The sequence below is a fragment of the Bradyrhizobium sp. STM 3566 genome, assembly GCF_045571445.1.
GTDB lineage: Bacteria > Pseudomonadota > Alphaproteobacteria > Rhizobiales > Xanthobacteraceae > Bradyrhizobium > Bradyrhizobium vignae.
Genome location: NZ_CP120692.1, coordinates 2,510,090 through 2,522,262, shown reverse-complemented (window position 1 = coordinate 2,522,262; position 12,173 = coordinate 2,510,090). Strand labels below are relative to the sequence as shown.

Genomic DNA, 12,173 nt, shown 5'->3' with positions numbered 1-12,173 from the left:
CAAACGGGGAACGAGAGCGGTGCGGCTCCGGTCGAGACCATCTGTTGCATGGCCTCGCCGCGACCGCCGTACTAGGATCGCCCGACAGAACGGACGAAGAGCGCCGCTAAAATGCGCCATGACCGGGAGGGATTCGTTGGTGGCTACCAGTCTCGAAGTGCGCGGCGTGTCCTTGCGATTCGGCGGCGTCAGAGCGCTGACCGATGTCGGCTTCGCCATCAGGGAAGGCGAGCTGTTCTCGATCATCGGTCCCAACGGCGCCGGCAAGACCTCGATCGTGAACTGTATTTCCGGCCGCTACAAGCCGACCGAAGGCCAGCTGTTCTATCAGGGCCGCGACATCACCGGTTTGACGCCGAATGCACGCGCTTCGCTCGGCATCGGCCGCACCTTCCAGAACCTGGCGCTGTTCCACCATATGAGCGTGCTCGACAACATCATGGTCGGCCGCCATCACCTCTTGAAGAACAACTTTCTCACGGGCTCGCTGTACTGGCTCACCGGCGCGCGCAGGGAGGAGCTCGAGCACCGTCGCAAGGTCGAGGAGATCATCGACTTCCTCGATCTGCAGTCGGTGCGGAAGGCGACTGCGGGCACCCTCTCCTACGGCCTGCGCAAGCGCGTCGAGCTCGCCCGCGCCATGGCGCTGGAGCCGCACCTCATTCTTCTCGACGAGCCCATGGCCGGCATGAACTTCGAGGAGAAGGAGGACATGGCCCGCTACATCGTCGACCTCAACGAGGAGTTCGGGATGACGGTGGTGATGATCGAGCACGACATGGGCGTGGTGATGGACATCTCCCATCGCGTCATGGTGCTTGATTTCGGCAAGAAGATCGCCGAGGGCGATCCGGCGACCGTGCTCGCCGATCCGCACGTCAAGCGCGCCTATCTCGGCGAAGAGGACGAGGTGCTGATCGATCCCGACGATGCTCCTCAGGCGCAGGAGAGCGCGGCATGATGGATTATGCGGGCCGCGTCGCGCAGGCCGACACCTACCCGAAGATGCTCCGGCTCAATGCCAGGGAGCACGGCAACGACATTGCACTGCGCGAGAAGGATCTCGGGCTGTGGCGCATCTTCACCTGGAACGACTACCAGGCACGGGTGCGCGATTTCGCGCTTGGCCTGGTCGAGCTCGGCCTTGGTCGCGGTGACGTCATCGGCATCATCGGCGACAACCGGCCGGACTGGGTCGCGGCGGAAGTCGCAACGCATGCGATCGGCGGCCTCAGCCTCGGGCTCTACCGCGACGTGCTGGATGAAGAGGCCTCCTATCTGCTGAATTATGGTGAAGCACAGCTGGTCTTCGCCGAGGACGAGGAGCAGGTCGACAAGCTGCTCACCCTCGCCGAGCGCGTGCCGAAGCTGAAGCACATCATCTATTCCGATCCGCGCGGGATGCGGAAATACGACGATCCCAGGCTGATGTCGGCCGAGAAATTTGCTGAGCTCGGCCGGGCCCGTGCAGCGCGCGAACCGGAGCTTTACGACAGGCTGGTCGATGCCACCAAGGGAGAGGACGTCGCGATCCTCTGCACGACATCGGGCACCACCTCGCATCCCAAACTTGCGATGCTCGCAGCCGGCCGCGTGCTCGGCCATTGCGCGACCTATCTCGCCTTCGATCCGAAGGGACCGGATGACGAATACGTCTCGGTGCTGCCGCTGCCCTGGATCATGGAGCAGGTCTACGTGCTCGGCAAAGGCCTCTTGTGCCGGATGAAGATCAACTTCGTCGAAGAGCCGGACACGATGATGAACGATCTGCGCGAGATCGCGCCGACCTTCGTGCTGTTCGCACCCCGCGTCTGGGAATCCATTGCCGCCGACGTCCGCGCCAAGGTGATGGATGCAACGCCCTTCAAGCAGCGGCTGTTCGATGTCGGCATGAAGAGCGGGCTCGCCGCACTCGAACAGGGCAAGCGCTCCGGCTTTGCCGACGCGATCCTGTTCCGCGCGCTGCGCGATCGCCTCGGCTTTACCCGCCTGCGGTCGGCCGCGACCGGCGGTGCGGCGCTCGGCCCCGATACGTTCAAGTTCTTCCAGGCCATGGGCGTGCCGCTGCGCACGCTCTACGGCCAGACCGAGCTCTTGGGCGCCTACACGCTGCACCCCGAGGGCAAGGTCGACCCTGACACCACTGGCGTGCCGATGGCCGACAGCGTCGAAATCCGCATCGACAATGCCGACGTCCACGGCGTCGGTGAGATCGTGGTGCGCCATCCCAACATGTTCCTCGGCTATTACAAGAATCCCGAGGCCAGCGTCGCCGACATCAAGGACGGCTGGATGTGCTCGGGCGATGCCGGCTATTTCAACGGCGACGGGCAGCTCGTTGTGATCGACCGCATCAAGGACCTCGCCGAGACCTCGCGCGGCGAGCGCTTCTCCCCGCAGTTCATCGAGAACAAGCTGAAGTTCTCGCCGTATATCGCGGAAGCCGTGGTGCTGGGCGCCGGCCGCGACGCGCTCGCGGCGATGATCTGCATCCGCTATTCCATCATCTCGAAATGGGCGGAGAAGAACCGCCTCTCCTTCACCACCTACAGCGACCTCGCCTCGCGGCCCGAAGTCTATGCGCTGCTGCAGAAGGAGGTCGAGACCGTCAACGCCACGCTGCCGCCGGCCCAGCGCATCTCGCGCTTCCTTCTGCTCTACAAGGAGCTCGATGCCGACGATGGCGAGCTTACCCGCACGAGAAAGGTCCGCCGCGGCGTCATCAACGAGAAGTACGAAGGCATCATCGACGCGATCTACCGCGGCGTTTCCGACATCCCCGTCGATACCGTGATCCGCTTCCAGGACGGCACCACGCAGCGCGTGCGAACGACGCTGCGCGTCGTGGATCTGGGCGGACAGAGGCACATGGCGGAGGCTGCGGAGTGAACTTCGTTTCAATCACGAGCGTGATTCGGATTGCTGTGCCCTCTCCCCTTGTGGGAGAGGGCGTCTCCGCCGGGAGCCGCGGCCTCACTCGGGTGAGGGGTGCTCTCTCCACGCCTCCCCGGCCGAGACACCCCCTCACCCGTCTTCGCTTCGCGAAGCCACCCTCTCCCGCGAGGGGAGAGGGTACACCGTCATCGCTTTTGCATTTTGCGCGGGCCGCGACATGAACACCGCCTTTCTCATCCAGCTTCTGGTCAACGGCCTCGTGGTCGGTACGCTCTATGGCGTGGTCGCGATGTCGTTCGTGCTGATCTACAAAGCGACTCAGGTCGTCAATTTCGCGCAAGGCGAGCTGCTACTGGTCGGCGCCTGGGTGTGCTGGGCATTGCTCGCCAAATACCAGGTGCCATTCTGGATCGGCATGCCGATCACGCTGGTGTTCATGTTCGTGTTCGGCATCGCGATCCAGGTCCTGATTCTGCGGCCGATGATCGGCGAGCCCATCATCTCCGTGATCATGGTGACGATCGGCCTGTCCACCGTGCTCCAGGCGACGCTGAAGTGGATGTTCGGAGTCAACCCGCAACCGTTCCCGCGCGTATTCGAGAGCCAGTCGGTCAGCCTGTTCGGTCTCCAGATCCAGACCGTCTATGTCATGAGTCTTGTGGTGTCCGTCGCCATGATGATCGGCATGGCCTGGTTCTTCCGCGCCTCGAAATACGGCCTCGCCATGCGCGCCACCGCGTTCAACCAACAGGTCGCGCAGTCGCTCGGCATCTCCGTGAAGAGCGTGTTCGCGATGGCTTGGGCGATCTCGGCGACGGTGTCGGCCGTCGCCGGAGTCGTCGTTGCGGTCGTGAACGGCGTGTCCTCGGGCCTTGCCGCGTACGGCATCAAGGTATTTCCGGCGGCGATCCTCGGCGGGCTCGATTCCGTCGGCGGCGCCGTACTCGGCGGCATCATCATCGGACTGCTCGAGAATGTCGCCCAATATATCGACAGCCAGTACCTGCACTGGGGCAATCTCTACGAGATCGCGCCGTTTTACGTCCTTATCATAGTGCTGATGATCAAGCCTTACGGCCTGTTCGGCACCCACGACATCGAGCGGATCTGACCCATGGCCGGCCCTGCCCTCATCCCTGCTGGTGATTTCCGCACCTCCTATGCGGCGGACACCACGATCTTCCCGACCACGACCAGCCGCAACTTCGCCATCGCCGGCGTTCTGCTGCTCTGCCTCGCGCCGCAATTCTTCAGCGGCTACTGGCTGAGCATTTTGATCCAGATCGGCATCTTCTCGATCGCGGCGCTCGGTCTCAACATCCTGGTCGGCTTCACCGGCCAGATTTCGATCGGGCACGCCGCTTTCTTTCTGCTCGGCGCCTTCACCTCGGCCTACATCTCCAACAACGCCCCGATCCCGGTATTCTTCGCGATCCCCCTTGCCGGCGTCATCACCGCGCTGGTCGGGCTGATCTTCGGTATCCCCGCGGCGCGGCTGAAAGGTCTTTACCTGGTCATCGCGACCCTTGCCGCACAATACATCCTCCTCGACTTCTTCTCCCGCGCCGAATGGTTTTCCGGCGGATCGGTGCCGGCGAGCGCCGAACCGTTTTCGATCTTCGGCTACACGCTGCGGGGTGACAGACAGTATTTCTACGTCGTGCTGGCCTATGTGCTCGCGAGCTACATCCTCGTCACCAACCTGATGCGCACGCGCGACGGCCGCGCGCTGGTGGCCATACGCGACCATTATCTCTCAGCCGAGATCATGGGCATCAATCTCACCAAGTACCGCACGCTGTCGTTTGGCCTCGCCGCCTTCTTCGCCGGCATCGCCGGCGCGCTCTACGCGCACTATCAGCTCGTGGTCTCCCAGGAGGGTTTCGGCATCGAGCGCTCGATCCTGTTCCTGGCCATGATCATCATCGGCGGCACCGGTTCGATCATGGGCACGCTGATGGGCACCGCCTTCGTGGTGCTGCTGCCGGAGTCGATGGAATTCCTCAGCCTGTATTTGAAGGGTGGCGCGATCGACAAAGCGCTGTCGCTGAACAACAACATCACATTCCTGCGCGAGATCGCGATCGGGGTGATCATCATCGCGTTCCTGATGTTCGAGCCCGACGGCCTCGCGCATCGCTGGCGGCAGATCAAGGCGTACTGGAAACTCTACCCGTTCTCGCATTGAGCGCGGGCAACGCAGTTAAACAATAAACAGGAGGAACCGACCCATGACGATGAAGACCTTTTTGAGCACCGCATCGCTCGCGCTGGCGATCGCCGCATTCTCGGCAAGCGCACAGGCGCAGATCGCGATCGGGCATCTCGCCGATTATTCCGGCGGCACCTCTGACGTCGGCACGCCGTATGGACAGGCCGTCGCCGACACCTTCGCCTGGGTCAACAAGAACGGCGGCATCGGCGGCAAGCAGGTCAGCCTCGACACCAACGATTACGGCTACCAGGTGCCCCGCGCGATCGCGCTCTACAAGAAGTGGTCGGCACCGGACAGCAAGGTTGCGGCGATCATGGGCTGGGGGACCGCCGACACCGAGGCGCTGACCGGCTTCCTCGCCCAGGACAAGATCCCCGACATGTCCGGCTCCTATGCCGCCGCCCTCACCGATCCCGAAGGTGTCAGCGGCAAGGCCAAGCCTGCTCCCTACAATTTTTTCTACGGCCCCAGCTATTCGGACGCGCTGCGCGCGATGTTGATGTGGGCAGCCGAGGACTGGAAGGCCAAAGGCAAGCCCGGCAAGCCCAAATTCGTGCACATGGGAGCCAACCATCCCTATCCGAACGCACCGAAGGCCGCCGGTGAAGCCATGGCGCAGGAGCTCGGGTTCGAGGTGCTGCCGCCGCTGGTGTTTGCGCTCGCGCCCGGTGACTACAGTGCGCAGTGCCTGAGCCTGAAGTCCTCGGGCGCCAACTACGCCTATCTCGGCAACACCGCCGCCTCCAACATCTCGGTGATGAAGGCCTGCAAGACCGCCGGCGTCGATATCCAATTCCTCGGCAATGTCTGGGGTATGGACGAGAACGCCGCCAAGACCGCCGGCGATGCCGCCAATGGTGTGATCTTCCCGCTGCGCACCGCGGTGAGCTGGGGCGGCGATGCGCCCGGCATGAAGACGGTGATGGAGATCTCGAAGATGTCCGACCCCACCGGCAAAGTCTATCGTCCCGTGCACTACGTCGCGGCCGTCTGCTCAGCGCTGTACATGAAGGAGGCGATCGACTGGGCCGCCAAGAATGGTGGCGCCAACGGCGAGAACGTCGCCAAAGGCTTCTACCAGAAGAAGGATTGGGTGCCGGCCGGAATGGAAGGCGTCTGCAATCCCTCGACCTGGACCGACAAGGACCACCGCGGCACGCTGAAGGTCGATCTCTATCGCACCAAGGTCTCCGGCGCGACCGACGGCGACCTCAACGACCTCATGGCCAAGGGGACGATCAAGCTCGAGAAGGTCAAGACCGTCGAGCTGCCGCGCAAGCCGGAATTGCTGGGGTGGTGAGGCCCTAGTGCGTCCGTCGTTCCGGGACGATGCGAAGCATCGGACCCGGAACCTCGAGATTCCGGGTTCGGTCCTGCGGACCGCCCCGGAATGACGGGCTAGAGCCGTGACGACACCGAGAGAGTATTCAAGCATGACTGAAACGGCTCCCATCGAGCGTCCCTCCCCCAGCATCGTGCCCGCACCGCCCCTCCTCGCCGTGCGCAACATCGAGGTCGTCTATGACGACGTCATCCTGGTGCTGCGCGGCCTCAGCCTCGACGTGCCCAAGGGCGCGATCGTGGCGCTGCTGGGGGCCAACGGCGCCGGCAAGTCGACGACGCTGAAGGCAATCTCGGGGCTGCTCAAGACCGAAGACGGCGAGGTGACGCGCGGCGAGATCCTGTTCGAAGGCGAGCGGATCAACGGCATCGACCCCGACAAGATCGTCCGCCGCGGCATCTTCCAGGTGATGGAGGGCCGGCGCATCGTCGCCGACATGACGTCGCTGGAGAACCTCAAGCTCGGCGCCTTCACCCGCAGGGACCGCGAGATCGATGCCGATCTCGAGATGGTCTTCAATTACTTCCCGCGCCTGAAGGAGCGCACTGGCCTTGCCGGCTATCTCTCCGGCGGTGAGCAGCAGATGCTCGCGATCGGCCGCGCCCTGATGGCGCGCCCGAAGATGATTTTGATGGACGAGCCTTCGATGGGCCTGTCGCCGCTGCTGGTCAAGGAAGTGTTCTCGATCATCCAGAAGATCAACCGCGATCTCGGCGTCACCATCCTCTTGGTCGAGCAGAACGCACGCGCTGCGCTCTCGGTGGCAAGCCACGGCTACATCATGGAACAGGGCAAGGTCGTGCTCGATGGCAGCGCCGACGAATTGCGCGACAACGAGGATGTCAAGGAATTCTACCTCGGCGGCGCCGGCGACCAGCGAAAGAGCTTCAAGAATCTCAAGAGCTTCAAGCGGCGCAAGCGGTGGCTGTGATCCGCAAGAGCCTAGCCCAGCACCTGCTCCGCTTCCGTGACTGCGCAGAGAACATGATAGAACGAAGAGGCAGGAATGGTGTCGATCAGCGATTTACCGTCGCGATCGAACTGGTCGTACCAGCCGCCCTTCACGGGATGGCTGAGATAATGCCGTTCGAGCCGCACCAGCGCCGCGCGCGCCTCATCCGCCGCCCCCGCCTGGCCGGACTCGGCTTGCGCGATCCACGCCTTCGCGATCTCGGTCTGCGGCCACAGCCGGCGCGTGCTGCGGCGGATGTTGCCGCTCGCATCGCCCTCGTCGATCAGGCAGCCCGTCGCCCCGTCGCAATAGCGCAGCGCGGTCGCCAGCAGCTCCGCACGCCGCTGCCCGGTCGGACAACCCGTCATGCGCTCAAATCCCTTCAGCAGCCAGACCCATTCCGCCTGGTGGCCCGGCTCGACGCTGACCGGCTCGATCTTCGACCAGTCCTCCTCGAAATACTCCGACAACACGTGCTTCTGCTTGTCGTAGAGATTGGCCAGGAACAGTGCGAAGAATTCTCCGGCACGGTTCTGGAACGACAGATCGTGGGTCGCCTCGAAGCACGCGATCATCGCCTCGAACAGATGCATGTGCGGGTTCTGCCGGCGCGGCAGCGAGACCGGAAGGCCTTCGTGAACGCCACCATGCGGCGAGCGCAGATGGCCGTCGAGGAAGGCGAGCAGCGCATCGATCTCGGCGCGGACCTGTGCATCCTGGTCGAGCGCATAGACGCTGGCGAGCGCAAACAGGATGAATGCGTGGTCATAGGCATCGCGCCGGGCATCCAGCACCGATCCTTCCGGCGTCAGCCGGTGCACATAGCCGGGCCGGCCATCGGGCGATTTCGCTCTGCCCAGCAGATGCTCCAGCCCTTTCAGCGCGATGGTGCGCCCGTCAGGATACCAGCCCATCTGTGCCGCCTTGGCGTAGCACCAGATCTGGCGGGCCTGCACAAACACGCGCCGGGGCGCGGCCGCATCCGCTGCGCCATCGCGGTGCAGCCGGTCGATGAAGCCGCCCGCGGCGTGATCCCAGCCGATCGTCGACCACAGCGGCAGCGCCTCGTCGATCATGCGGCGCTTCAGGCGCGCGACGACGTTCGACGCCTCGTCCGCCGCAATGATTCCTTCGTCCGCCATCGGGTCCCCTTCAAGCCTCGCCAATGGCGGTCTGATAGCCATGCCGGTGGCGGCGCGCAACGGATGCCAACACGGAAAAAATAGCCATGACCGCCCATTACGACGCGCGCGAGACGCGTGAGCAAGCCGCGCGCGAGGCCGACCTGTTCGCCCGCCTCCCGGAAGTGCTGCGAGCCGCCATGGCCGCCCCGGCCTATGCCGAGCGGCTCAAAGGGTTCGATCCCGCCGCCGTGACCTCCAGGGCGGCTCTGGCAGGCCTGCCGCTGTTGCGCAAGTCGGAACTGCCCGCCATGCACAAGGCGTCTGCGCCCTTCGGAGGCTTCGTCGCGGGAGCTCCCGGCTCGTTCGCGCGCCTCTTCACCTCCCCCGGCCCGATCTTCGAGCCGGAAGGGCGGCAGGCCGATCCCTGGCGCGGCGCGAGGGCGCTGTTCGCGGCCGGGTTCCGTCCCGATGACATCGTCCTCAATACCTTCAGCTACCATCTCACCCCCGGGGGGTTCATCTTCGATGCGTCGGCGCGCGCGCTCGGCTGCGCGGTGATCCCGGCTGGCCCGGGCAATACGGAACAACAATTCGAGCTGATCGAGGCCTACCGGCCGGTCGGCTATAGCGGCACGCCGGACTTCCTGAAGATCCTGCTCGACGCCGCCGCAAGCTCGGGTCGCGACGTCTCCTCGATCAAGCGCGCGCTCGTTTCGGGCGCGGCCTTCCCGCCTTCGCTCCAGGCACAGATCAAGGCGCGCGGAATCGACGCCTATCAGGCCTTCGGCACCGCCGATCTCGGCATTGTCGCGTTCGAGACCGAGGCGCGCGAAGGCATGGTCGTGAATGAGGACCTGATCCTGGAGATCGTCAAGCCCGGTACTGGAGATCCGGTAGCGCCGGGCGACGTCGGCGAGATCGTCGTCACCTCGCTCGACCCGCACCATCCCTGGATCCGGCTCGCGCTCGGCGATCTCACCGCGGCCTTGCCCGGCACGAGCCCCTGCGGGCGCACCAATATGCGCATCAAGGGCTGGATGGGCCGCGCCGACCAGACCACCAAGGTCAAGGGCATGTTCGTCCGTCCCGAGCAGATCGCCGAGATCGGCAAGCGTCATTCCGCGCTCGGCAGACTACGCCTCGTCGTCACACGAGAGGGCGAGACCGACGCAATGACGCTGAAAGCGGAAACGGCGGCGGCGAGCGAGGCGCTACGCGAAGAGATCGCAGGCACCTTGCGCGCCGTGACGAAACTCGGCGGCACCGTCGAGCTGGTCAGCCCCGGCGTGCTGCCCAACGATGGCAAGGTGATCGCGGACGAGCGCTAAGAGGCCCTACCCCCAAACCTCAGTTTCTTGTGAACAGGGATTTCTGCCAGCGCGGGGAGCGGCCGATCGCATAAAAGCAAGCGTTGATTTCTGGCACGCTTCTGGTGCGCGCACCACGCGGGGTGGAAGCGCGCCGCAGCGGGTTCATGGCGCGGTGCCCCACCTCAAAGGCCTGATTTGTCGACTTGATTGGGTTCGTTCTGCGCAGGCATGTAGCTTCAAGGATGCTCCCTTACCTTGTTCAGCCCCGCGACGTGCGAATTCCGACGAAGTCGCCCGGGTGTACCGATATGAATTCGCTCGGAGATTCCGAGACGATGTCGCCCACCTTTCCGATTTGATCTCGCCCGGTGACGAGGCATTCTGGCGGTAGCTTCTCTGGCATTTGGCGAGCCGCTTGGTCAACCTGGAATCGCGGCTTGAACTTCTTCTGCTTCTGTTGCGGTTGCTGTGGGCATGTGGGCAACGCCTGGCGTTGTCCAAGCGAAGCGGCATGTCCACAGCGTTACGGGCTCAGGTCTTTCGGGCGGATTGCCGAGTTCGGCGCAGGCTCTCGCCGGTGAGGTCGAGCCGATGGGCATTGTGGACGAGGCGATCGAGCACGGCGTCGGCATAGGTGGGATCTCCAATGAGCACATGCCACTGGTCCATGGGGAGCTGGCTGGTGACGATGGTGGAACGGTGACCGTAGCGATCTTCGAGGATTTCCAGGAGGTCATGACGGGCGCCGGCATCGAGCGGCTCGAGCCCCCAATCATCGAGGATCAGCAGATCGACACGGCCGAGGCCGCGCAATAGGCGTGGATGGCGGCCGTCGCCGCGCGCGAGAGCGAGGTCATCGAACAGCCGCGGAACACGTTGATAGAGCACGGAGCGATTATCACGGTAGGCCTTGTGGCCGAGCGCCGAGGCGAGCCAGCTCTTGCCGACGCCGGCCGGGCCGCAGATCAGCAGGTTGGCATGGTCGTCGATCCAACCGTCCCTCGACAAGCTTGGCAAACAGTGGGCGGTCGAGGCCGCGCGGGGTGCGGTAGTCAATGTCCTCGACGCACGCCTGCTGGCGCAGCTTGGCGTAGCGCAGGCGAGTGGCGAGCCGTTTGTCGTGCCGCAGCGAGGCTTCACATTCGAGCAGCAGAGCAAGCCATTCGGCGTGACCGAGGCTGCCAGCCTCGCCGGCGGCTTCGATGTCGGCGAAGGCCTTGGCCATGCCGTGGAGGCCGAGGGCGTTGAGGCGGTCGAGGGTCGGATGAGTGAGCAAGGGATGGTCTCCTAATTGTAGTAGCGCGGTCCGCGGATGTTGGCATGCAGGATCGGCGCATCGTCCGCGGAGCGCTGGTGAGCAGGACGCCGATCGAGATTGTTTGGCGAGGATCGACTTGACCGAGCCATAGGTGCGCGCGCCGATGTCGATCGCCCGCGCAGCCGCCGCGTCCAGCCGTTCGCGCCCATAGGAGGCGGCGAGTCTGAGGATGCCGAGGCAGGCGCGGAAGCCTTGTTCGGGGTGCGAGCGCTCGTCGAGAATGAGGTCGCACAATGCGCTGGACGCCGGGCCGATCGCGGCGGCGTCCTGACGGATGCGCACGATGGTCCAGCCGGCGTAGCGGCGATGGCTGAGGCTATGTGCTCCGGCACAGTGGTGTGCTTGTGATTGCCACTCATGCGCTGATGCGCGGCAATCCGCTCGCCCTTGTGGAAGATCTCGACGGTGCGGGCGGTGAACCGCACCTCGACCTCGGCACGCGCGAAGCGATGCGGAACGCTGTAATAATGCTTCTCCACCTCGACGTGGTAGTCGAGGCTGACGCGCCGGATCCGCCACTCCGCGAGGACGTAGGGGCTTGCCAGCAACGGCTTGAGCGCCGGCCGGTCGACCTCCTCGAGCAGCCGGCGGCGCGTCACGCCGAGCCGTCGGATCGGCCGCTCCTCGTTGAGCCTGGTGAGCAACTCGCCGATCGCTGCGTTGACCTCAGCGAGGCTGTAGAAGACGCGGTGGCGCAGGCGGCCGAGCAGCCAGCGCTCGATGATGAGGACGGCCTGCTCGACCTTGGCCTTGTCGCGCGGCTTGCGCGGTCGCGCCGGCAAGACGGCCGTGCCGTAATGCGCGGCCATCTCCGCATACGTGCGATTGATCTGCGGGTCGTAGAGGCTCGCCTTGATGACTGCGACTTTGGTGTTGTCTGTGAGTGGCGGAGTAATTCTCCCCACTTATGGCATTTGAAAATTCCCCAGTTTTCGCGACGGCCGACCGGCCAGGGCATGCCCTGGCCGGTCGGCCGTCGCGTCGAATCGCCGACGTTCCTCCTGCAGGCGGAAGGGA

Annotated in this window: 8 protein-coding genes and 2 pseudogenes; 7 read left to right on the top strand and 3 right to left on the bottom strand. The window is 64.4% G+C overall.

What is annotated here, in order from left to right; all coding sequences use genetic code 11:
• Nucleotides 1-118: 118 nt before the first annotated feature.
• The 6 genes from P6U27_RS11960 (at nt 119) to P6U27_RS11935 (ending at nt 7,383) form a co-directional block, all read left to right on the top strand.
• A complete protein-coding gene (locus P6U27_RS11960; protein ID WP_245163316.1) occupies nt 119-961 on the top strand; it encodes an ABC transporter ATP-binding protein in 843 nt (280 codons plus the stop codon).
• A complete protein-coding gene (locus P6U27_RS11955) occupies nt 958-2,889 on the top strand; it encodes a long-chain fatty acid--CoA ligase (RefSeq protein ID WP_122402329.1) in 1,932 nt (643 codons plus the stop codon). Before P6U27_RS11960 ends, P6U27_RS11955 begins: the two co-directional genes overlap by 4 nt.
• A gap of 223 nt (nt 2,890-3,112) precedes the next feature.
• Nucleotides 3,113-4,006, top strand: a complete 894-nt coding sequence (locus P6U27_RS11950) for a branched-chain amino acid ABC transporter permease (RefSeq protein ID WP_122402328.1) — start codon at nt 3,113-3,115, stop codon at nt 4,004-4,006.
• Between the two features lie 3 nt (nt 4,007-4,009).
• Entirely contained in the window at nt 4,010-5,083 is a 1,074-nt protein-coding gene (locus tag P6U27_RS11945) for a branched-chain amino acid ABC transporter permease (protein WP_122402327.1), read from the top strand.
• A gap of 43 nt (nt 5,084-5,126) precedes the next feature.
• On the top strand, nt 5,127-6,410 hold the full coding sequence (locus P6U27_RS11940; protein WP_129145990.1) for an ABC transporter substrate-binding protein: 1,284 nt from the start codon (nt 5,127-5,129) through the stop codon (nt 6,408-6,410).
• Nucleotides 6,411-6,543: 133 nt separating this feature from the next.
• Nucleotides 6,544-7,383: an ABC transporter ATP-binding protein gene (locus tag P6U27_RS11935; protein WP_122402325.1), complete on the top strand. Its 840-nt coding sequence runs from the start codon at nt 6,544-6,546 to the stop codon at nt 7,381-7,383.
• 11 nt (nt 7,384-7,394) lie between these two features.
• Here P6U27_RS11935 and P6U27_RS11930 read toward each other — a convergent pair whose 3' ends face one another.
• On the bottom strand, nt 7,395-8,546 hold the full coding sequence (locus P6U27_RS11930; RefSeq protein ID WP_407194091.1) for an AGE family epimerase/isomerase: 1,152 nt from the start codon (nt 8,544-8,546) through the stop codon (nt 7,395-7,397).
• A gap of 86 nt (nt 8,547-8,632) precedes the next feature.
• On the opposite strand from P6U27_RS11930, the gene P6U27_RS11925 reads away from it, so the two are divergent.
• Complete coding sequence (locus P6U27_RS11925) at nt 8,633-9,856, top strand: phenylacetate--CoA ligase family protein (protein WP_129145992.1); 1,224 nt, start codon at nt 8,633-8,635, stop codon at nt 9,854-9,856.
• A 513-nt stretch (nt 9,857-10,369) separates the two neighbouring features.
• On the opposite strand, the pseudogene istB reads toward P6U27_RS11925, so the two are convergent.
• Together istB and P6U27_RS11915 are read right to left on the bottom strand one after the other, a co-directional pair.
• Nucleotides 10,370-11,114, bottom strand: a pseudogene (gene istB, locus P6U27_RS11920) (IS21-like element helper ATPase IstB).
• A gap of 11 nt (nt 11,115-11,125) precedes the next feature.
• Nucleotides 11,126-12,034: pseudogene (locus P6U27_RS11915) on the bottom strand (Mu transposase domain-containing protein); the annotation flags it as partial.
• Nucleotides 12,035-12,173 lie beyond the last annotated feature (139 nt).